The organism is Siminovitchia acidinfaciens (assembly GCF_003605385.1).
GTDB classification, from domain to species: Bacteria; Bacillota; Bacilli; order Bacillales; family Bacillaceae_C; genus Siminovitchia; species Siminovitchia acidinfaciens.
In genome coordinates, this window is the sequence record NZ_QYTV02000003.1 from 261059 (window position 1) to 284415 (window position 23357).

Here is a 23357-nt window from a genome sequence, read left to right on the forward strand (position 1 = left end):
GTGAAAATCCAAACAAAGGACAGGCATATTCTCGAGCTTGCTAAGCTTGTTTCCGGTTTTCGCTCCATCCTTTACAAAAAAGCGGATTTGGCTGCCTACGACTGTGACGGTTTTACCATACAAAAGTATATGCCGAAGGCCGTTGTCTTTCCGCAAAATACAGAAGAAGTGGCGGCTGTCGTCAAGTATTGCTCGCAGAACGGCTTGCCGTTTTTGGCGCGTGGGGCAGGCACAGGGCTCAGTGGCGGGGCTATTCCGATCAACGGGGAAGTGATCATCAGTTTGACACGGATGAAAAGATTGCTGAGCGTTGATCTTGAGAATAGAAGGGCTGTAGTAGAACCTGGCTTTATCAATTTGAAATTGACGCATGCGATATCAGATAAGGAATACTACTACGCACCGGATCCGTCCAGCCAGTATTGCTGTACAATCGGCGGCAATGTGGCTGAAAATGCCGGAGGGGCACACTGCTTGAAATATGGAGTGACAACCAATCATATATTGGGTATGGAGGTCGTGCTCCCAAATGGTGAAGTGATTGAAATCGGACAAAATGGAATTCCTGATTCACCTGGTTATGATTTATTGGGTCTTTTAACAGGATCTGAAGGCACTCTTGGAATTGTTACGAAAATCACAGTACGGATTTTAAAAAATCCGGAAACAAAACAAACGGTACTTGCTTATTTCGACAAAATCGAAGATGGCAGTCAGGCGGTGTCAGACATCATTTCAGCCGGAATTGTTCCCGCAGCCCTTGAAATGATGGACAAAATTGCGATTGAGGGAGTGGAAGCTGCAGCATTTCCCGTCGGTCACCCGAAAGATATAGAAGCGCTACTATTAATTGAAGTAGATGGCATCCGGGCGGGGATTGAGGAACAGATCAATCAGATTTTGGAAGTTTGTAAAAATCGGAATGTCAGGGAAGTTAGGGCTGCGAAAAGTGAGGAAGAAAGAGAAAGGTGGTGGGCAAACAGAAAAACGGGCTTTGGGGCAATGGGGGCCATCTCATATGATTATCTTGTACAGGACGGTGTCATACCACGGAGCAAGCTTCCGGAAGTGTTAAGGAAAATCAATGAAATCAGCCAAGAGTCCGGCTTGAGAATCGCAAATATCTTTCATGCCGGGGACGGTAATCTTCACCCGCTTGTGTTGTTTGATTCCCGGATCCCTGGTGAAACAGAAAAGGCCATTGAAGCCGGAAGTGCCTGTTTAAAAGTTTGCGCGGATGCAGGTGGAACGATTACAGGCGAGCACGGCGTAGGGATTGAGAAGAAAGAAGAGATGCGGTTCGTTTTTACAGATGAAGAAATTTTAGCGCAAACGGATATTCGAAAGGTTTTTAACCACGATAATTTGCTGAATGGAGGAAAATTATTCCCTACACCAGGGAAATGTGCTGAAATTAAGCAGGAGTTGAAAAAAGCATAAAGTTTGTCCATGATCCAGTAAATGAGCCTAAAAACTGAACATTATTCACCATTAGATACGGCACCTTGAAAAAAGAAAGGGGAAAATGCGTTATGAGTACAGGTTTGCTATCTATTCTGTCTCTCTTGCCCATCATTGCCGTAGGTGTATTTTTAGTTGGTCTCAGGTGGCCCGCTAGCAGGGCTATGCCTATTTCCTATATTTTGGCTGTTATACTGGCGCTTTTTGTCTGGAAAGTTCCGGGAGTAAATGTCACTGCCGCTTCCATAAACGGAGTTGTAGTGGCTTTCACGCTCTTATACATTATTTTTGGCGCTATTTTACTCCTAAACACACTTCAGGAAAGCGGCGGTATGAAAACAATCCGCCAGGGCTTTACGGATATTTCTGAAGATCGCAGGATCCAGGTCATCATTATTGCCTGGCTGTTCGGTTCATTCATTGAAGGTTCTGCAGGGTTTGGGACGCCTGCTGCAGTAGCTGTCCCATTGCTTGTTGGATTGGGCTTCCCTGCTATGGCAGCAGTTGTGGCAGGGATGGTGATTCAAAGTACTCCTGTAACATTCGGTGCTGTGGGTACACCTGTTTTGGTCGGGATTCAAACGGGTCTGTCGGCTGATCCAAGCATCAGCAATGATTTTCTTCAATTGGTGACGATGATTGGCGGTAAAGCGGCGATTTTGCACATGATTGCCGGGACATTGATCCCACTCTTTGTTGTCGGATTAATGACCAGGTTTTTCGGAAAAAACAAATCTTTTACCGAGGGGCTCAAAGTTTGGAAGTTTGCCCTTTTTGCGGCATTTGCCATGACGATTCCTTATTTAATCGTGGCCAGTACGCTAGGGCCTGAATTTCCTTCGATGACCGGAGGGCTAATCGGATTAATCATTGTTGTCAGTGCTGCAAAAAAAGGATTTCTTCTTCCGCCAAAAGAGGATACTTGGAATTTTGAAGATGAGTCAAAGTGGGATCCGGAGTGGACCGGAAAAGTCATTCTGAAGGATATTACACATAAGAGCGGTTCGATGAGCATGCTAAAAGCGTGGTCACCCTATGTACTTGTTGCCCTTTTCCTTATACTGACTAGGCTGAAATCACTCCCCTTTTTAGAGTGGAGCCAGTCCTGGACTATTGCTTTTGAAAATATGTTTGATTCGGGAATAACGGCCAGCTTTCAGCCGCTCTATTCACCTGGTACCATTTTTATTGTAGTATCTGTCATTACGTTTTTCCTTCACGGGATGAATGGAAGCGCATACAGAAGTGCGTGGGCACAATCTGGGAAAACAGCCCTGGCCGCTTCAACAGCACTGATTTTCACCGTTCCGATGGTTCAAGTGTTTTTAAATAGCGGAGGTGGTGCTGCAGGTTATGAGCGGATGCCGATAGAATTAGCTAATGGGGTAGCGGCATTAGCTGGGGAATTTTGGCCATTCTTCGCAACATTTATCGGCGGACTTGGAGCGTTTATCGCAGGAAGCAACACGGTAAGTAATATGATGTTCTCACTTTTCCAATATGATGTCGGCTCTCAAATCGGGGTAGATCCGACATGGATTGTCGCATTGCAGTCAGTCGGCGGGGCGGCTGGAAATATGATCTGTGTGCATAATGTTGTTGCAGCATCAGCAGTTGTAGGCCTGCTTGGAAAAGAAGGGACAGTTATCCGAAAAACGTTGTTCCCGTTTGCATATTATGCCTTGTTCACAGGATCGATAGGTTATTCAATTGTCTGGTATTCCCAAAAAGGGATATTTAATCTTGGGTCCATTATCGCCTTGTTGATTGTTTTCGCGGCAATTTATATTATTGCAACGAATAGCAGACGCGCCGCCATGTTGGAGGTGCCGGTTTCCGCTGATTCAGTGAAGGATGTAAAATAGTAAACAGGGACGAAATTAGACACTTAAATATTTTTAATCTCAAGCATCCATCGGAATTGCTCGGCGGATGCTTTTTTTGTTTAGCGTACTATAAAATTCCATGCTTGTGGATCACTTGTTAATTGAGTTACGCTACGTTCAGCTCCAGCGCCTATCGACTAGCAGACTTCGCGCCTCTGGTGCTCCTGCGGCGCAGCATATTCGATGAGGTGAAGCTCACCTCGTCGCAAAGGGCAGGAAGCTTCTCGAGGAAGCAGCTTGCCTACGATAAGTCAACAAAACTCTGCTCCTGCGCCAAAGCTTACTCAGGAAGCCTTGTTCAGCTCGTCGCAAAGCCACACGAAGCTTTTTCGAAGAAGAAACTCATGATGCTTAGAAGGAAGATGCTTAGCTCCGACGGACAGGACGTCATAGTGCCACCGACGCACAGGAAGTGCTAGTGCAAGCGATGCGACAGGATGTCGCGTCCTGAGCCTGCCGAAGCCACAGGATGTGGCGGTCTGAGGCGGCCTACGTCGCCGTGTTTCCTTTATCTCGTTGGAGTCACTCCAGTCTAGCTCCAGACGGCAGGGGCTCGAGGTCGCTTCGGTCAATCCAATGAAGTCAAAGAACGACTTCACTGGATTGCCCTCCAGCGCTTGTCGCCCCTAAACGGCCGTCTTCCACATTTCGGCTCAGTCTGTACGTCGATGAACAGGCGCTTCCGCTTTTGTTCTTTTCCCTGAAAAAACGATCATTGCAATTCAGCTCCTGGAAGAATAAGATTGAAAAGAGATTGAAATGAAAGGATTTATGTGATGGCAAATAATTTGGAACGAGAAGTAAACTCTAGGAGAACTTTTGCAATAATCTCCCACCCGGATGCCGGGAAAACGACATTGACTGAAAAGCTACTTTTATTTGGCGGAGCGATTCGGGATGCGGGGACGGTCAAAGGAAAAAAGACAGGAAAATATGCAACTTCGGATTGGATGGAAATAGAAAAGCAACGCGGAATCTCAGTCACTTCTTCCGTGATGCAATTTCAATATGAAGATTTCAGAATTAATATACTCGACACACCGGGACACCAAGACTTCAGTGAAGATACGTATCGGACATTGATGGCTGTTGACAGTGCAGTAATGATCATTGACTCTGCCAAAGGTATCGAAGAACAGACTCTTAAGCTTTTCAAGGTATGCAGAATGCGCGGAATCCCGATCTTCACTTTTATTAATAAATTGGACCGCCAAGGAAGACAGCCCTTAGAACTCCTTGCGGAAATAGAAGAAGTTCTGGACATAGAGACGTACCCGATGAACTGGCCAATCGGGATGGGAAAAGAGTTTTACGGTATTTATGATCGTCATTACAATAGAATAGAACAGTTTCGGACGGACGACGAGAGCCGTTTTCTTCCATTGGATGATAATGGGGAAGTCATCGGTGAACATCCGATTAAGCAAACGGGTCTATATGATCAGGCGCTTGAAGAAGTACTGCTTTTGGATGAGGCAGGCAATGAATTTTCTGTTGAAAAATTGAATGAAGGGGCAATGACGCCCGTCTTTTTCGGCAGTGCCTTGACAACATTCGGAGTACAGACGTTTTTGGAAACATATTTGGAGTTTGCACCTCCACCGCAGCCGAGAAAGTCCAGCAATGGTGAAATCGATCCTGCTTCACAAGGATTTTCGGGGTTTGTATTTAAAATCCAGGCTAATATGAATCCTGCACACCGTGACCGAATCGCTTTTGTCAGGATTTGCTCAGGCGAATTTGAAAGAGGGATGTCTGTGACTCTGGCCAGAACCGAAAAGCAGTTCAAACTTTCGCAGTCGACGCAGTTTTTGGCTGACGACCGTAGTACAGTCAATAAAGCAGTGAGCGGGGATATTATTGGTCTGTATGATACTGGAACTTATCAAATCGGGGATTCGATTGCAGAAGGCAAGAAAATCATCAAATATGAAAAGCTGCCTCAATTCACACCGGAGCTTTTTGTTAGAGTGACTGCAAAGAATGTCATGAAGCAAAAAAGCTTCCACAAAGGCATCCATCAGCTTGTACAAGAAGGAGCTGTCCAATTATTCAAGACTTACCGCATGGAAGATTATATTCTAGGCGCTGTAGGCCAGCTTCAATTTGAAGTCTTTGTCCATCGGATGAAAAATGAATATAATTCCGATGTCATCATAGAGCCGATGGGCTCCAAAATCGCCAGGTGGATTGAAAATGATCGAATAGATGAATCGCTGTCAAGCCAGCGAAGTTTGCTAGTGAAAGACAGATTTGATAACCCGGTATTTCTATTCGAGAATGAATTTGCATTGCGCTGGTTCACCGATAAAAACCCATCAATCCAGTTGCGCGATCCAATGGAAATTGACTGATAGCAATAATATTTCATTTTATAAGGAGGAACCTTAAAAAGGTTTCTCTTTTTTTTTGTTGTATAGGAAATTATAAATCATAAGTTTGTTGATAACTTATTATCTATTTGTGCTACGTCCAGCTCCGACGGACAGGATGTCCTAGTGCCGCCGGCGCCACAGGACGTGGCGCTTTAAGCCGGCCAGCGCCTAGCCCCTCGAGGTCACAAGCCCGCCACGAAGAATGTGCTCCTACGCCACAGCTTATTCGAGGAAGTCTTGTTCAGCTCGTCGCAAAGCTGCATGAAGGATACTCAGAGAAGTTTCACAGGATGTGATGGAAGTCAGCCGCTTGGCTGAAGAACTGCCTCCTCGGGAATCGTCTTGTGCTTGTCGGGGCTGAGCAAGGCGCTTGCGCTTTTGTTCTTCAATAAAATTTGACGTATTTATGAATAATCAAGATTGCCTGCGGCTATACGGTTATGGGGACACCAAAACTGTTATAATTAACAGTTAGAAATGGTTCTTTATCCGAAAGGGGATTGGTTCGTGAATTTAAGCAACTTCGCCATAAGGCGCCCTGTTTTTACGATTGTTACCATGTTTCTAGTCATAATACTTGGAGTCGTTTCCTTATTAAAAATCCCTTTGAAATTAATTCCGGAAATCAATCCGCCGATTGCAGTTGTGGTGACATCCTATGAAGGGGCAAGTCCGACTGAAGTCGTTGAGAAAGTGTCGAAGCCCCTCGAAGCAAATTTGGCGACTCTGCCCGGGATTAAAAATGTGCAGTCTTTTTCAGAGGAAGGCTCGAACTTAATCGTTCTGGAATTTACGTGGTCCACTCTGATTGATGATGTGCAAAATGATATTTTACAGCGAATTGATCAAACGACAGTGCCTGCCGATGCGTCCAAGCCTAGATTGTTGAAGTTTGATCCTTCACAGTTTCCAGTCATTCAGCTATCGTTAAAATCCGACACCGACGAAGAATCGTTGAGAAAGCTAGCGGATCAATTGACTACCGAGCTGACGAGGGTTGAAGGAGTCGCAAGCGTAAATGTGACGGGAAAACTGACAGAAGAAATCAAAATCACTCTTGCTCAAGATAAATTAAAGAAGTACGGTCTTTCGCAAGCCGATATTGTTAACTTAATTCAAGCCAATAATATTTCCATGCCTGGTGAAACAGTATTGACAGGCGGAAAAGAATTAACTACAAGAATAATCAGTTCGCTTCATTCAGTAAAAGAAATTGAGCAGCTGGTTATAGTTTCCGATCCATTGTCCGGCGATAAAATAAGAATCCGGGATGTCGGACAGGTAAAACAGCAGAAGCAGGATGAAGGGATAATCACGAGAACGAACGAGCTTCCTTCCGTCCTATTAAGTGTTTTACAGGAATCGGATGCCAACACGGCAAACGTATCAGAGGATTTTCAGAAAGAGCTAAAAATATTACTCAAGAAAGATCAATTTAAAGATATTGAATCTGATATATTGTTCGACCAAGGAGACTATATCCACATGGCCATAGGTAATATCGCGTCATCTCTAGTAATCGGGGGAGCGCTGGCCATGTTGGTTCTGTTCCTATTTTTAAGAAATATTAAAAGCCCGTTAATTATTGGAATTGCCATTCCTTATTCGGTAATCGTGACATTCGTCCTGATGTTTTTTGCGGACTTTGCCTTAAATATTATGACCCTTGGGGCACTTGCTCTAGGTATCGGCATGCTTGTGGATAATGCCATTGTTGTGATTGAGAATATTTATAGGCATCTTTCTATGGGGAAAGACCCGAAAACTGCTGCAAGGGAGGGTGCCAACGAAGTTGCAGGAGCCATCACAGCTTCAACACTGACAACCGTTGCCGTTTTCCTGCCTGTGGTCTTTATAAGCGGGCTCCTTGGCCAATTGTTCAAGGAATTTGCCTATACAATCTCATTCAGTCTTTTTGCTTCTCTTTTTGTTGCCCTGACAGTTATACCGATGCTTGCCAGCAGACTGCTGAAAGAGCAGGGTGGTGATTTTGAAGCAAGAAGGCGAAGGTCCAAACCGATGAATTTCCTTGATAAGACCATTCGTTGGTCCTTAAGGCACCGTTTTTTCGTGTTATTCACATCCCTATTATTATTCGTAGGCGGAGGTTTAGGTTTGTTTACTGTCGGGATGCAATTTCTTCCACCGACAGATGAAGGTTTTTTTAGTATAAAACTGGAACTAGAAAATGGCTCTGCCCTGTCTGAAACTGGAAAAGTCGTTGAAGCGATTGAAAGTGATTTGAAAGATGAGAGTGTTGTTGATACGTATGTCAGCCTTATCGGTTCTACACAAGAGTCTTCATTTCAGGGAACTTCAAAAAGCAATACGGCCGAGATTTATATTAAGCTGAAGCCACTGGATCAACGGGATCAGTCCGTGTTTGAGTTTGTTGATGAACTGAAGCCGAAGCTGGAAGAAAAGGTCGAAGGCGTTAAAAAGGGAACGTCGATGAGATTTAATGTAGATGCTGCTTCAGGTATTGCACCGCAGACATTGACATTTAATATCGGTGATACCAACAAATCCCGTCTGGACGAAAGCTCCGACAAAATATTCGCCGCCCTTAAAAAATTAAAGCATGTGACGGACTTGTCAACAAGCACAAGTGATAAAGTCGATGAGATCCAGATCACTGTCGACAGGTATAGGGCCCTGGAAGCGGGACTTGCGCCGGCACAAATAGCCTCAGCAGTGAATGATGTGACTCGAGGAGTCCAAGCTACCCAGGTCATAAGCGACAGTTCTGACGTTTATGGAGTTTATGTAGCCTATGATGAAAAAATTACGAGGGATATCGATAAACTCAAAACCTTATTAATTAAAAAGCCTGACGGAGGATATGCAGAGTTAAAGGATATTGCCAAAATTGAAACTGGCAGCGGTCCAGTTGAAATACAAAGGATTAATCAACAGGATTCTGTTGAATTCACATTAAAATATGATACGGCTACGAATGTCGGGGATATGTCAAGAAAAGTGGAGAAAACAATTGCTGATCTGAACTTGCCTGATGAAACGGAAGTCACTTTCAGCGGCGAAACTGAGTTGCTTGAGGACTCGATCAATGATATGATCATGGCCTTTGTCCTTGCAATTATTCTCGTATACATTGTTATGGCTGCACAATTCGAATCGTTTAAATATCCGTTTGTCATCATGTTCACAGTTCCGCTTATGGTGATCGGAGTAACACTTGCCTTGATGATTGCTCGTATTCCTCTGAGTATCCCTGCTCTTATCGGGGTAATTATACTTGCCGGGATCGTAGTGAATAATGCCATTGTGATTGTCGATTATATCAATCAACGAAAAGCGGCGGGCCTTTCAAGCTATGAAGCCCTCGTCGTCTCGGTCAAGGACCGGGCTCGTCCTATCTTTATGACAGCATTGACAACGATATTGGGATTGGTTCCGCTGGCTCTCGGTCTGGGTGAAGGTACGGAAATGAACCAGCCGATGGGTGTTGCAGTCATCGGAGGATTGATCAGCAGTACATTCCTTACTTTGTTTGTAATCCCTGTTGTATACAGCTTGTTTGATCCTGAAACAAGAAGCATGAACAGGAAGAGAAAGAAAATCAGGTAATAGGTGCATATTTTCATTGATTTTTATCAAGTAGTATTTTATAATGAAGTCAACAACATATAGCTTGACTTTTAGTCAAAGGGGAGTAGCATCAAATGAGCCATTCGCTCATTTGAAACAAAGTCGTCATTTCGTGAAGCAATTCACCGGCTTTGTTGGCATGAACATGTCCAGCAAGACCTTTGCCCATCGGGCAGAGGTCTTTTTTGATTTTCCAATTAAAGGCAGCCGATGGGAATGTTGATCATTTTCATTAGGAGGGAATTTATTTGGAATTATCTATGATGTTGGAGTATTTATGGGTTCTGATAGTACTGATCGGCTTGGAGGGGATTTTGGCAGCGGACAATGCTGTTGTCATGGCTGTAATGGTTAAGCACTTACCACATGATAAACAGAGGAAAGCCTTGTTCTACGGTTTGTTCGGTGCTTTTATTTTCCGCTTCGCAGCATTATTTTTGATTACGTTTTTAGTTAATGTATGGCAGATTCAAGCGATTGGTGCAGCCTATTTATTATTTTTGTCCGTTCATTACCTTGTGAAGAAATATATAGGTATTGAGAAAGTGAAAAAAGTGAAGAAAGATGGTAAGAGCCAGTCTTTCTGGTTCACCGTTTTAAAAGTGGAAGTGGCCGATATCGCCTTTGCGATTGACTCGATGCTTGCTGCTGTTGTACTGGCTGTTACATTAAAACCTACGGGTTGGTTTCATGTAGGGGGCATTGATGGAGGTCAATTTCTAGTGATGCTTCTAGGTGGACTGATCGGCGTGATTATCATGAGGTTTGCCGCAAACTCATTTGTCAGCCTGCTGTCAAAATACCCAGGACTGGAAACATCCGCATTTTTAATTGTTGGATGGGTTGGGGTTAAACTCGCAGTTCTGACATTGTCACATCAAAATGTGGGTTTATTGAGCCCTCACTTTCCGGAATCGTTTGAATGGAAACTGACATTTTGGGTTGTACTTATTCTTATTGCAGCTACAGGTTACATTACATCAAAGAAAAAAGCCAAAAAAGCTGTCTTGCATTCAACAAGTAAATATTAATGTAAAACAGTCCCTGTTTAAAAGCAGGGACTGTTTATTTTATTGTTTCCAGCTCCGACGCACAGGAAGAACTAGTGCAAGCGAAGCGACAGGATGTGCCGTTTTGAGGCAGCATTCGTCGCCATATTTCTTTTAGCTCACTGTAGAGGGCTCCGGTTATTGTCGCTAAACGGGCGCTTTCGCTATTTTTTATTGCTGATGATTTCCAGATAGTTCCGCCTGTGCTTGTTTGACAAGGCGTTTTGTTATTTCTCCACCTACAGAACCATTTGCTCTTGAAACAGTGTCTGACCCTAAAACCACTCCAAACTCCTGGGCAATTTCAAGTTTTACCTGATCCAAATATTGTTCTATTCCAGGAACGAGTAATTGATTGCTTCGTTGTCCCATTATATTTCCTCCTTAATATTAAAGCCTTAATGATAGTATGTTCGGAAAGAAGAAAGTAATGCTGGAACATGCTGTATGTTTTCTGATACATTTGGTATACGCAAAATAGGTTATGCTATAAATAACCCTTTCCATCCAAAAACATTTTGCATAATATGTAATAGTGAATAATTACAGAGGAAATGAAAAAAATGAAACCATTTCATAAACGAAGACTTTATAAAATGTCACTGACACCCTTTAGGGTATTGGTCTCTTATTATTTCTTAACTGTTGGGATAGTGGCACTACTTCTCAGCCTTCCGGTTGCAAGGCAACCGGGCGCAGAGTGGTCTGCTATGGATGCTATATTCGTTGCCGCCAGCTCAGTCAGTGTAACCGGGCTGTCAACGGTTGACCTGTCCGAAACTTTTACGGTGACAGGGATTTTTATATTAATATTCGCTCTCCAAGTCGGAGGCATTGGAATTATGACAATTAATACTTTTTTCTGGCTTTTGTTTGGCAAGAAGATTGGATTAAAGCAAAGGCAGTTGATACAGACCGATCAGAATCAGTTGAATTTATCTGGACTTGTAAGCCTGCTCAGGCAAATTCTTTATTTAATTTTATTGATTGAATTAATAGGAGCCCTTGTTTTGGGAACTTATTATTTGAATTATTTTTCAGATCCAAAGGAAGCATTTCTCCAAGGGCTTTTTGCTTCTGTCAGTGCAACGACAAATGCCGGTTTCGATATTACTGGTGAATCTCTTATCCCTTTTGCACATGACTATTTTGTTCAGTTTGTAACCATGATTTTAATTATTCTTGGTGCAATCGGATTTCCTGTTTGGACAGAAGTGAAAAAGTTTCTTTTATATAAAGGAACTAAGGCCAGATTTCGTTTCTCCTTATTTACAAAGATAACTACTGCAACCTATTTCATTTTGCTTGTTGCCGGGACGGTTGTCATATTTGCTTTAGAATTCAATGGGTTCTTTTCAGACAAATCGTGGCATGAGTCTTTATTTTATGCCCTGTTCCAATCAACTACGATGAGGAGTGCAGGATTATTGACGCTTGATGTTAATGACCTATCGACCTCAACAATTCTGTTTATGTCGGCACTCATGTTTATTGGGGCATCACCCAGTTCGGTTGGGGGCGGAATAAGGACGACGACATTTGCATTGAATATTTTATTCCTGTTTCATTATGCGAGAGGACGCCGGACGATTAAAGTGTTTAAACGGGAGATACATCATGATGATGTGATCAAATCACTGGTTGTATTGATGCTTGCCGTCATAATGTATGGCTCTTCGGTTGTAATTTTATCGGCTACCGAAGACGCAAGTCTTATCTCGATCATTTTTGAAGTGGCCTCTGCCTTCGGAACCTGTGGAGCTTCCATGGGAATAACAGCGGATTTGACCATATTCGGAAAATGGATGCTAATCATATTGATGTTTATCGGAAGGATAGGTATATTGTCATTTTTATTCATTATGTCCAGCAATGAAAAGGCTCCAGACTTCCAATATCCGAAAGAACGCGTCATAATAGGTTAGTGCCAGTATTACAGAAATTTGTCGAGGAGGATGAATAAATGAACCGAAAAATAAGAATTGGTATCAACGGATACGGGAACTTGGGAAGAGGAGTAGAGTCGGCCATTAAGCAGAATAAAGACATGGAGCTTATCGCCATTTTTTCGCGCCGGGATCCAAAAAGCGTTGAGACGCTTGATCCTTCTGTAAAAGTGTTACATATTTCTGAGGCGGAAAAGTATAAAGATGAAATCGATGTAATGATTTTATGCGGAGGATCTGCAACAGACCTTCCTGAGCAAGGACCAGTTTTTGCAAAGCTTTTTAATACAATTGACAGCTATGACACTCATGCAAAAATCCCTGAATATTTTGCAGTGATGGATGAGGCAGCCAAAACCGGCAATAAAACAAGCATCATTTCAGTTGGTTGGGATCCAGGCATGTTTTCAATGAACCGGTTGCTCGGAGAAGCCATCCTTCCTGAAGGTGAAACATATACATTCTGGGGGAAAGGACTCAGCCAGGGACATTCGGATGCCGTCAGAAGAGTGGAAGGTGTAAAAGCAGGGGTTCAATATACGATTCCTATTGAAGAGGCTGTCAACCGTGTTAGAAGTGGAGAGAATCCTGAACTTTCCACCAGAGAAAAGCATTTGCGGGAATGTTATATCGTTGCGGAAGAAGGGGCGGACAAGGATAAGATTGAACAAGAAATCAAAACAATGCCCAACTATTTTGCCGACTATGACACAACGGTTAAATTCATTTCGGAAGAAGAATTGAAAAAGAACCACTCTAAAATGGTTCATGGAGGTTTCGTTATCAGAAGCGGAATCACAGGAGACAATACGAACCAAATTGTTGAATATTCATTGAAGCTTGACAGCAATCCTGAATTCACATCCAGCATATTGGTAACATATGCACGTGCGGCTTATAGGATGAATCAGGAAGGTCAAGGAGGTGCAAAAACAGTTTTTGATGTTCCGCTGGGGCATTTATCGCCAAAATCACCAGAGCAACTACGAAAAGAATTATTGTAAAAAGAAAAAACCGGCATTTGGTTGCCGGTTTTTTGTTAAAAGAAAGTATAACATCACATGAAATGTTTTCCCTAAATTATGATTTGTGCTGTCTACCTTCGACGGACAGGCAATGGAAGCCACAGGATTTGGCATCCTGAGATGGCCAGGCGCCATCGGCTCGAGGTCACAAGCTCCAAGGAAGCATATTAGGATGAACGTGCTCATGCGCCATAGCATACTCTAGGAAGCCTTGTTAGCTCGTCGCAAAGCTACATGAAGTAGGATCAAAGAACCTTCTCACGATGTAATTAAGTAAGCAGCGTTGCAGTTGTGGCTGAAAAGCTGCCTCCTCGTAATTCGTCTCGTGCTTGTCTCCAAGGCTCTGTGCCTGGCGCTTTTTTTATATTACGCGAGCTTTGATAAGTTTTCCATTTTTAAAGGATAGAATGAGGATATCCCATTTGTCGGATCGAAATAAATTAACCCGTAGGAATCCTGTGGAACCACTTTTCCTGAAGATATATATTCTCCCAATAGAAACGGAAATTTTTCAATAACCGTATGCTTATAAAGTTCGCGTTCATTCAATGCAAGTTCGGAAAAGGCTTGGCCGACAAGAGAGCTATTTTCACTAATCGCTGAATAAAGACCTGAGCGTTCTTTCTTATCCATTAAAGCCCACCAGGTTTTTCGAGGTTTATAGCGATGGTTCAGCAAATAATCGTATTTCATCAAACCCTCTGCCAATTCCCGCTTCGGTGTTTTCTTTTCATTCATATACTGCAATAATCTTTTATAAAGATCTTCAAGCTGGTGTCCGATCCTTGACCAGCCTTGTGTATCCCAATAAGAACCGAATTGCTGAAAGAAATCGAATGGAGTATCGAAGCAATTCGATGTAATGAAATCGACTGCATTGTCCATTCTATGATCATTCCAATATTTCTCAAGAACATCTTCCACCTGTTTTATCTTTAATATATCTTCAAAATCGAGTACATTGTTGCTCAAAATTTCATATGGCGAATGATCCGTATATATATATCCATACTGCTTGGCGGAAATTCTCAGTCCCGTTCCACGCAGCATTTTTAAAAAGCCAAGCTGCAGCTCCTCTGGTCTTAGCGCAAAGACATCATTGAATGTTTTGCGGAAAGAATTATAGTCTTCTTCAGGAAGACCCGCAATCAAATCGAGATGCTGGAGGATTTTCCCGCCCTCTTTGACCATTGTCACAGTTCTTTTAAGCTTTTCGAAGTTTTGCCGTCTTTTGACAAGCTCATTTGTCAAATCATTTGTTGATTGTACGCCGATTTCAAAACGGAAAAGTCCCGGAGGGGCATTTTTATTTAAAAACTCAATGACTTCAGGGCGCATGATATCACCGGTTATTTCGAATTGAAATACGACACCCGGCACATGTTCATCGATTAGGAATTGAAACATTTCCATGGCATAGCTTCGGCTAATATTAAAAGTGCGGTCCACAAACTTAATTGTTTTAGCGCCATTTGCCATCAAATACCTAATATCGTCTTTGATTTTATCCCTGTTGAAGTATCTTACTCCCACTTCTATGGAAGATAGGCAGAATTGACAGCTGAAGGGGCATCCGCGACTTGTTTCAATATAAGTCACTCGCTTGGAGAGCTGGTCACGGTCTTCTGGAAAACGGAATGGGGAGGGCAGTTCCCTTAAATCTACCTTGTCTCTGATTGGATTAATGACCGGTCTTCCGTCTCTCATAAAGCCGATGCCATTGATGCTGTCAGTCTCCTCGCCGTTTTTCAGGGCATCAAGCAGCACTTTAAATGTTTCTTCACCTTCGCCAATTACGATAAAATCAATTTCGCTGAGGCGTTGCAGCCAATATACAACATCGTATGATACTTCTGGTCCGCCCAACACAATCTTTACATTAGGCATTATTTTACGTATGATCTGGACTACTTTGATCGTTTGCTCAATATTCCATATATAGCAGCTGAACCCCACAACATCAGGCTTTTTTGAAAAAAGATCCGTCACAATATTTAACGCGGGATCATTAATCGTATACTCAGCAATCTCAACGTCATGATCTGGTGCCGCATATGCTTTTAAATACCGGATTGCCAGATTTGTATGAATAAATTTCGCATTCAGCGTACTTGCGATTACTTTCATTTTTGTCGCAACTCCTTTTTCTCCTATGACTCTGCATCTATTTTAACGAAGAAAATAGAAAACCACAATTCTTGAAAAAAGAAGCAGGAATATCTCGAACAATGACGAATAGAGTAACGAGATACAGCCAGAGCCCAAAAAAAAAGAGCGAATCAATCGCTCTTTAGGATGAACTGTATTCATTTCGCAGCCTGTTCGCAGCATGTTTCAGTTTTGACCACTTCATTTCTATTATCGGCTGTGTGATACTTGTTACGAATTTGCTTGAAAGGAGGGCGGTTAATACCAAGCTGACTACCAATAATACTGGCAACGCCTGCACTTGATCAACGTATTCCTCCAGATTACTTCCCCTAAATGTACGTACAATGAATCCGTGCAGCAAATAGACGTACAATGTATTTTTTCCCCAGTTTGTAAAAAAGAATTGGCGGCGAGGGACAAACGCAAAAAAGCTTGCAGCCATCGCAAATTGAACCATATATAATCCAGTCCGCTTCAGCATCCCATAAAATTGAGCATTTTCCAGCTCGCTATATGCTTTCGAACCGAAGAACCATTTTTCATTTAAATCAGGGAAACTAAGGATACCTATTGTTACGATAAGCATCACAATCACAGCGGCAATTTTTGCCCTAGACTGCCTCAGCGCCTTAAAGTGCTCCTTTTTCAAGTAGAAACCGACTAAGAAAAACGGAAAGAATACAAATGTCCTGGACAGACTGAAGTACGTCGAAATCCAATCAAAATAGCCTGCCACAAGTCCGGCTAAAAGGGCAATGGACAGAGCATACTTTGGTTTTAGGCGGTTGAAAACCAAAAGCATGATATTCCAACAAAACAGGCTGATTAAAAACCATAATGACCAGTGCGGTTGAAAGAGCTCGAATTTAAAGGTGTTTTTGCTGTGTGAAAAATAGTAAAATACGGCATATACAATTTGAAATAAGATGTAAGGGATAATCAATTTTTTTGTAATTTTGGTGATATAGCCCTTTTCGTATATCCCTTTGGCGAAAAAACCTGAAATCAAAATGAATGCGGGCATATGGAACGTGTATATGAAATTATATAAGCTAGAAATAAAAAGACTTGAATGAATGTATGATTGAAGGAAATGGCCGAAAACCACTAAGAAAATCAGCAATATTTTTGCGTTATCAAAATAAAAATCTCTTTTTCTCATCAATATTCACCTACAAATTTAGTCAGTTACCAATTGTTTTCCCTATACATGGTTTGACAAACATTACGTTTATTTTACAATTGACACAAAATAATGAAAATAAGTAAGGAGTCTACTACAATGAAAGTGTATTATACGGAAATGGACAGTTCAATAGGAAAATTGTTTCTAACCGCTACAGATATTGGAATGACTGGCATTTATTTTAGCCTGGAAAACATACCGGAGACAGTAAAAGTCAAGATGGAAGAAGAAAGGAGTCATCCGGTCCTGCAGGCGGCTGTCGGCCAATTATTGGATTATTTTAGCAACAAACGACAGCAATTTACCGTACCGTTGTCCTTTGATGGAACAGACTTTCAAAAAGCTGTTTGGAGGAAGTTATTGGAAATACCTTATGGGGAAACCCGAACATATGCTGAAATTGCAGCTTCCATTCAAAATGAAAAAGCAGTAAGGGCGGTAGGCCAGGCAAACAGAGCCAACCGTTTACCTATATTGATCCCGTGCCATCGTGTGATTGGTAAAAATAATAAATTAACAGGTTATGCCGGGAAACAGGTCGATAAAAAGGAACTTTTGTTAAAGTTGGAAGGTGTTTTATAAGTAATATAAGAAAAATGTATAAGATATTTGTCTGAATGGTGTCAAGTTATGGATAATTATTTACATTGCTGAATATTTCTGAGACAATGGAAAAGTTGAAAACAATTGATGGCGGAGGGAATCAATACATGTTTGAAAGCAGTATGGACCAAGTCTCATTTTTGGCAAAAATTCAAAGGAAACGTGAAGAAATGTTCATTTTGGGCGAAAAGCACGGCTTGGTTGCGAAGGAAACGATTGCATGCAGCCATGAACTTGACCAACTACTGAACGATTATTATCACATATACCAATCCAACACCTCTGCTAAGACTAACAACCAAAGCCGAAAACAATATGTTTTATTTTCAAAACCCTTTCCAATGAGACAAGTTCAGTCTTCCTAGGCTTAATAACTTTAGAATAGCGCAATGTGTGTATCATAATTATACAAATATAGTCTTTTTGGATTTTTTACTTCCACCAACAGCTTTTCAGATCTGCTACACGGTCCTTGCAGATAAAGTAAAAAGAGATTGCCAGATCAGGCAATCTCTTTTTGTTTTACTATAACTTCTCCGTTTTCCAACACCGCTTCAAGCTGTTTCACATTCTCATTGTCCAAGATGAAATCTGCGATTTGGTCTTCAAGCTTTTCCTGAATCGCACGACGCAGCGGGCGTGCACCAAATTGAGGGTGATATCCAAGGTCAGTCAATTTTTCTTTTGCCTCGTCAGTAACTTCAATGGACAAACCTTGTTCCGCTAAGTTCTCAGACAATTCTTGGAGGAGAAGATTAACAATCTTCAAAAGGTGTTCTTTCTCCAGTTTGTGGAACTCCACGATTCCATCGAAACGGTTAAGGAATTCCGGCTTAAAGAAGGAGCCGAGTGAATCAAGGATATTTGTCTCTTTTAATGCATCGCTTTTATCAAATCCAACTTGGATCTCTTTTACACCTGTTCCGGCATTACTTGTCACGATGATGACAGTATCCTTGAAGCTCACCGTTCTGCCTTGGCTGTCTGTCAGACGGCCGTCTTCTAAAATCTGCAGGAACATATGTTGTACATCAGGATGCGCCTTTTCAATCTCATCAAGCAAGATGATGCTATATGGATTGCGGCGTACTCTTTCAGTCAGTTGCCCGGCTTCCTCGTGTCCCACGTATCCAGGAGGGGAACCGATCAATTTGGAAACACTGTGTTTTTCCATATATTCGCTCATGTCGAGGCGGATATAAGCATCCTTTGTTCCAAAAAGCTCCTCAGCCAAGACTTTTGTCAGTTCTGTTTTACCGACACCTGTCGGTCCTACGAACAGGAATGATCCGATAGGGCGGCTTTTCGCTTTTAGTCCTGCCCGGCTGCGACGGATAGCCTTAGCCACCTTTTGGACTGCTTCATCTTGACCGATTACTTTGGTGGAAAGGTTTTCCACAAGATTTTTCATTTTCTTTTGCTCATCTGATTCCAGTTTTCCGACTGGAATTCCAGTTTTGGCAGCGATGATATCTTGGATATGCTTAACATCCACAATTATCCGTGGAGTAGATGAGTCATCATTCAGTATTTTCTCCAACTCCGCTTCTTCATCTCGAAGCTTGGCGGCAGTTTCATAATCTTCTTTGGCAAGTGCTGCCTGTTTTTCTTTTTCCAGTTCAGTAAAGCGCTGCTGTGCCTCTTCTCTGTTCGGTTCATCAATCATCAAGTTCAATTTCGAACCGGCTTCGTCCATCAAGTCGATGGCTTTGTCCGGCAGGAAACGATCCTGGATGTAGCGGATTGACAGTTCAACACAAGCATTGACTGCCTCATCTGTGTATGTCACTTCGTGGAAGCTTTCATATTTGTCTTTCAAGCCTTTTAGGATTTCAAGTGCTTTTTCCTTACTTGGTTCGCCGACTTGTACAGGCTGGAACCGTCTTTCCAATGCTGCGTCTTTTTCAATTTGACGGTATTCTTTTAGAGTAGTGGCACCGATGACCTGCAATTCGCCTCTAGCCAGCGCAGGTTTCAAAATGTTACCGGCATCCATGGAACCTTCAGCTGATCCGGCACCGACGAGCAAGTGGACTTCGTCGACGAAAAGTAAAATGTTTTTGCGTTTTTGAAGTTCGGCGATCAGTTGTTTCATCCGTTCCTCAAATTGTCCCCTGATCCCTGTATTGGCAACAAGAGAAGCAACATCAAGTAAATAAACTTCTTTGTTTTTCAATTTCGCAGGCACATTGCCTTCGATGATTTTTAATGCAAGTCCTTCTGCGATGGCAGTTTTACCAACGCCCGGTTCACCGATCAATACAGGGTTGTTTTTGTTCCTGCGGTTCAATATCTCGATGGTCCGGTTTATTTCCTCTTCACGCCCAATGACAGGGTCGATCAATCCTGCTTTGGCTGCATCATTCAAGTTCCGGCCGAACTGATCTAAGAAACCTCCGCCCTGTCCTCCAGCAGTTTTTTCCTGGACATCTCCATTCATGTTTGGATGAAATGTATTTCCTTCTGCACCTGGGAATCCTTTGAAGAAGTCATTAAGACCTTCGAATTGATTACCGAAAGGAGATCCTCCCATAGCACCTAGAGTTTGTTTCTCATTGGCGTAGCAAGTGGAGCAGAGTGCCAATGTTTGTTTTTGTCCATTAATATTTTCGTGGAGATGAACGTTAGCATTTCTTTGATTACATTTGCTGCATAGCATATGCATCTAACCTCCATTTTTATGTTTGATCAAATTTGACTAATTGGTTATTAAAAAACAGGTCTTTTGTTTGACCAACTTTGACCTTGTGTTTTTATTATACACTGACCTTTTTTGACATTCAACCCATTTGCCCAAAAAATTTATTTTTTTAAAGCATGTCTCATATGGATAGAAGGAGGGGAAAGGAGCGCGGTCATTGAAAAAATGGTCAGAGGCTTTTCAAGTCGCTTCGGTTTATGTTGGAACAATTGTAGGAGCCGGATTTGCAACCGGGCGGGAGATCGTCGAATTTTTCACGCGTTTCGGCTTTCTTGGAACAATAGCTATTTTTCTTGCGGGAATCCTGTTTATTGTGATGGGATCAAAAATCATGCTTGTTGCGATTGAGATTAAGGCGAAGTCCTTTGAGCAATTGAATGAATACTTATTTGGACGTCGGCTGGCTCTGATTATGAATATATTTCTTATGGTTATGCTTACGGGTGTGTGTGCGGTTATGCTTTCGGGTTCGGAGGCGTTGTTTACAGAACAGTTGGGACTGCCCTCGCGTACAGGGTTGATTTTTACTATTATTTTAACTTTGTTTGTCATGGCATCTGGAGTAAAGGGATTGTTTGCCGTCAATGCCTTAGTTGTCCCCATGATGGTTATCTTCAATTTCCTTGTAATGCTGTCTGTATTGAAGCTGGGATCAGGGTCTATCCCGTTGTTGCTATTTTCGGATGTGGATAGGGGAGGGGAAGCGGTGTTATCGGCTTTTTCATATGCAGCATTTAACCTGGCTTTGGCCCAGGCGGTACTAGTACCCATGGCAGCGGAGATAAAAGACAGGACAGCTGTCAAATTGGGCGGGGTGATTGGAGGCCTGTTGCTTACTGTCATCCTATTATCTAGTCATGTTTCACTTGGAACCTTGCCTGATCCGGCTGGCTATGAAATTCCGATGGCGGTTATTGTAAAGAAAGCGGCTGGTGCATTGTATTACTTATACATTCTTATTATATATGGAGAGATTTTCACTTCACTCATTGGAAATCTGTACGGGCTTGAAAGGCAGATCCGCGGTTATGTACCGATTCATAGTTTTTGGATTCATATTTGTATATTTCTGGTTGTCTATTTGGTCAGTCTCGTCAAATACGGAACTTTACTGGAGCTTTTATACCCATTGTTTGGCTATATCAGCATCGGTTTTTTAATATTGCTGTTGATAAGACCGATAAAAGCCCGGTGAGTGATTCACCGGGCTTTTAAGCTTTTACTTTTCTTCAATTGTCTCTGCCATTTTCAAGAAAGGATCTTCCGCGCTTTCTTTGACAGGCGTGAAAATCGTCAGTTTCAGCAACCATTCGCTTTGTGGAATAAGGTATGCGCTGACTCTATCATTTCCATTATCGGCTGTAAAACCAGCTGCATCTTTCAACCACTCGTGTCCTTCAGGCTTGGATTCTTTTATATCGGAGCTTACTGACTCAAGCTGCGATTTCACGGTTTCAATTTCATTATCCAAATTCGCATCTTTGGGAAGAAGTTCAATCCTCATAAACAAAGTATCATTTTCCTTAAGATAGAGGACATCCTTTCTTGGTTCTTCACCTGTCAGCTCATAGTCCGGTAAAACGTACAATGAATAGTCCTGATTGTCACTTTCCTTTAAAAATGCCGTTTCTTCTTTTGTTTCATCATTTAATTGATAAGTGAGGTTCTTCTCCATAAGTCGGATTTTATCTGTACCGTTATCAGCAGCTTCGCCGGGGTCATTTTGTTGCTTCCCATCGTCGGAATCTGTTTCGGCTTCTTCTCCGCTATCTTTCTGTGCGTTTTCCTCGCTCACAGCACCGTTGTTATCTTTTTCATTTGCAGTATTCTGTTCTTTTTTTGTAGTGCCGCATGCAGCAAGCATTGCTGCTGTCAACAGGAAGATGAATAAGCACTTCATTTTTTTCAAAATAATAACCCCCAATATAATTTTAAATATTTATCATTCATCTTTCTAATATAAAGGAAAGATTATTAATAATAACAGATTAAATATCAAGTGCGAAAAGAATACCAGTGCAATACTTCTCTTCCATATATACAAGCTTCCCCAAACAAGTCCTGTGATTGAGGCGGCTAAGGCCAATACTGGATATCCTGAAAGGAAAAATCCAGCGCCATTCAACAAAGCTGCACCAATGACGGCAGCCGTTGGATTCAAACACCTGGTCAGCCTTTTTAGAACGAAACCCCTCCAAAAAATTTCTTCCCCTGGAATAATGATGAAAAAAAGAACTAGATAATGCCATATAAACTCAAAAGAAAAATATTTGAAAATGGCAGCTACCTGACTGCTCAACGAACCCGGTAGTACAGACAAGACCCAGTTCCCCGTTAAAATTAATAAATATAGGGCGATACCTGACCACAGGCCATGCTTGATATATTCTTTTGCCGAAGCTTCATCATCAAGCTTTTCATTAACAATGGTGTAGCTGATTAAAAATAAAATCGTCGCGGTATATAAATACCAAAATACAACTTTGCTGTCGAAAGTGACATAAATTAGCAGGAAAGCAAAAAATATTCCACCAATCAGTTTAAGGTCTAACTTTTTTTTATACATACAACACGCTTAATTCCTTTCTTATTTCAAAAATCATCTTTATAATATGTGTTCATTCTAACGGAAAAAAAAAGTTTCATCCATTATTAGTCCTTTTTAGCCGTGATGTTTGATGAAAATTAAGAGGGGAGTTGTTCAAAAGGGTATGAATTATAAATAGTCAGCATGCGGATATGCGGGTGTGTTCTGGTTTCATAACTATAGGGAGCACAGCAAAAGCAGGTGAAACATAGCTTTCACCTGCTTTGCTCAATGGACCATTAGACAAACCAGCCTCTTATTAATAAATAATCACTTTGAAAAACATTATTTGCCCGCACAATGCTTGGCGTTATTGAAATTGTAGGACGCCATACGGACAATTGAACTTTTTATTAACTTACTGACTCATTAATTATTTTGTAGTTTTTATGGTTAATTACAGTCTTTTCTTCCAGCTCTAGCTCTCTGTAATTTTCCATGTATGTCAGGTCAACAATTACTGAGTTTTCATTGATCTTTTCAACTATTCCCCGAAGACCATCTTTAAATTCTATCAGGTCACCAATTTTTGCAATTTTCATTGGCTTCTCCCCTTTATTTTTTTCTATCTAGTTTGCACTATTTTTAATGAAAGTGCAATCATCGAAATATAAAAACATTTTTCTTTTACAAACGCATTCAATGAAGCTAGTAATAACTATTTAAAATATAGATTATAACAATTATAAATAACACAGAAATATATTCCGTGTTATGATTTATTTAACAATTATGGAAGGGAGAGAGGGCAATAAATACTGTAAAATTGAAAACAAAA

17 protein-coding genes and 1 riboswitch are annotated in these 23357 nt (G+C 41.7%); of the genes, 10 read left to right on the top strand and 7 right to left on the bottom strand.

What is annotated here, in order from left to right:
• The 5 genes from D4T97_RS08605 (at window position 1) to D4T97_RS08625 (ending at window position 10362) form a co-directional block, all read left to right on the top strand.
• Window positions 1–1440: an FAD-binding oxidoreductase gene (locus tag D4T97_RS08605; protein WP_206435548.1), complete on the top strand. Its 1440-nt coding sequence runs from the start codon at window positions 1–3 to the stop codon at window positions 1438–1440.
• Window positions 1441–1532: 92 nt separating this feature from the next.
• Complete coding sequence (locus D4T97_RS08610) at window positions 1533–3326, top strand: L-lactate permease (RefSeq protein ID WP_126049671.1); 1794 nt, start codon at window positions 1533–1535, stop codon at window positions 3324–3326.
• 797 nt (window positions 3327–4123) lie between these two features.
• Complete coding sequence (locus tag D4T97_RS08615; RefSeq protein ID WP_126049673.1) at window positions 4124–5701, top strand: peptide chain release factor 3; 1578 nt, start codon at window positions 4124–4126, stop codon at window positions 5699–5701.
• Between the two features lie 528 nt (window positions 5702–6229).
• Window positions 6230–9310, top strand: coding sequence for an efflux RND transporter permease subunit (locus D4T97_RS08620; RefSeq protein WP_126049675.1), 3081 nt, complete (start codon window positions 6230–6232; stop codon window positions 9308–9310).
• 68 nt (window positions 9311–9378) lie between these two features.
• Window positions 9379–9482: riboswitch (yybP-ykoY riboswitch) on the top strand.
• A 97-nt stretch (window positions 9483–9579) separates the two neighbouring features.
• Entirely contained in the window at window positions 9580–10362 is a 783-nt protein-coding gene (locus tag D4T97_RS08625) for a TerC family protein (RefSeq protein ID WP_126049677.1), read from the top strand.
• Between the two features lie 189 nt (window positions 10363–10551).
• On the opposite strand, the gene D4T97_RS08630 is transcribed toward D4T97_RS08625, so the two are convergent.
• The gene (locus D4T97_RS08630; RefSeq protein WP_126049679.1) at window positions 10552–10752 is read right to left on the bottom strand and encodes an alpha/beta-type small acid-soluble spore protein; all 201 of its coding nucleotides are present in this window, start codon (window positions 10750–10752) and stop codon (window positions 10552–10554) included.
• 191 nt (window positions 10753–10943) lie between these two features.
• Here D4T97_RS08630 and D4T97_RS08635 point away from each other — a divergent pair, with 191 nt between their 5' ends.
• Both D4T97_RS08635 and D4T97_RS08640 read left to right on the top strand, forming a co-directional pair.
• Window positions 10944–12305, top strand: coding sequence for a TrkH family potassium uptake protein (locus D4T97_RS08635; RefSeq protein ID WP_126050251.1), 1362 nt, complete (start codon window positions 10944–10946; stop codon window positions 12303–12305).
• Between the two features lie 38 nt (window positions 12306–12343).
• Complete coding sequence (locus D4T97_RS08640; protein ID WP_126049680.1) at window positions 12344–13330, top strand: diaminopimelate dehydrogenase; 987 nt, start codon at window positions 12344–12346, stop codon at window positions 13328–13330.
• Window positions 13331–13717: 387 nt separating this feature from the next.
• On the opposite strand, the gene D4T97_RS08645 is transcribed toward D4T97_RS08640, so the two are convergent.
• Window positions 13718–15478: a B12-binding domain-containing radical SAM protein gene (locus D4T97_RS08645; RefSeq protein ID WP_126049683.1), complete on the bottom strand. Its 1761-nt coding sequence runs from the start codon at window positions 15476–15478 to the stop codon at window positions 13718–13720.
• Between the two features lie 163 nt (window positions 15479–15641).
• Window positions 15642–16664, bottom strand: a complete 1023-nt coding sequence (locus tag D4T97_RS08650) for an acyltransferase family protein (RefSeq protein ID WP_126049685.1) — start codon at window positions 16662–16664, stop codon at window positions 15642–15644.
• Between the two features lie 120 nt (window positions 16665–16784).
• Between D4T97_RS08650 and D4T97_RS08655 the strand changes: the two genes are divergently transcribed.
• Together D4T97_RS08655 and D4T97_RS08660 are read left to right on the top strand one after the other, a co-directional pair.
• Window positions 16785–17270, top strand: a complete 486-nt coding sequence (locus tag D4T97_RS08655) for a methylated-DNA--[protein]-cysteine S-methyltransferase (protein WP_126049687.1) — start codon at window positions 16785–16787, stop codon at window positions 17268–17270.
• Between the two features lie 65 nt (window positions 17271–17335).
• Window positions 17336–17656: an aspartyl-phosphate phosphatase Spo0E family protein gene (locus tag D4T97_RS08660; protein WP_235872195.1), complete on the top strand. Its 321-nt coding sequence runs from the start codon at window positions 17336–17338 to the stop codon at window positions 17654–17656.
• 137 nt (window positions 17657–17793) lie between these two features.
• Here D4T97_RS08660 and D4T97_RS08665 read toward each other — a convergent pair whose 3' ends face one another.
• Window positions 17794–19950: an ATP-dependent Clp protease ATP-binding subunit gene (locus D4T97_RS08665; RefSeq protein ID WP_126049689.1), complete on the bottom strand. Its 2157-nt coding sequence runs from the start codon at window positions 19948–19950 to the stop codon at window positions 17794–17796.
• A gap of 199 nt (window positions 19951–20149) precedes the next feature.
• Here D4T97_RS08665 and D4T97_RS08670 point away from each other — a divergent pair, with 199 nt between their 5' ends.
• A complete protein-coding gene (locus tag D4T97_RS08670; RefSeq protein ID WP_126049691.1) occupies window positions 20150–21187 on the top strand; it encodes a YkvI family membrane protein in 1038 nt (345 codons plus the stop codon).
• Window positions 21188–21211: 24 nt separating this feature from the next.
• On the opposite strand, the gene D4T97_RS08675 is transcribed toward D4T97_RS08670, so the two are convergent.
• The 3 genes from D4T97_RS08675 to D4T97_RS08685 form a co-directional block, all read right to left on the bottom strand.
• Window positions 21212–21901: a hypothetical protein gene (locus D4T97_RS08675; protein WP_126049693.1), complete on the bottom strand. Its 690-nt coding sequence runs from the start codon at window positions 21899–21901 to the stop codon at window positions 21212–21214.
• Window positions 21902–21946: 45 nt separating this feature from the next.
• Window positions 21947–22558 (bottom strand): CPBP family intramembrane glutamic endopeptidase, encoded by a 612-nt coding sequence (locus D4T97_RS08680; protein WP_126049695.1) that lies wholly within the window; start codon window positions 22556–22558, stop codon window positions 21947–21949.
• 374 nt (window positions 22559–22932) lie between these two features.
• A complete protein-coding gene (locus D4T97_RS08685; protein ID WP_126049697.1) occupies window positions 22933–23121 on the bottom strand; it encodes a YkvS family protein in 189 nt (62 codons plus the stop codon).
• Between the last annotated feature and the right edge of the window lie 236 nt (window positions 23122–23357).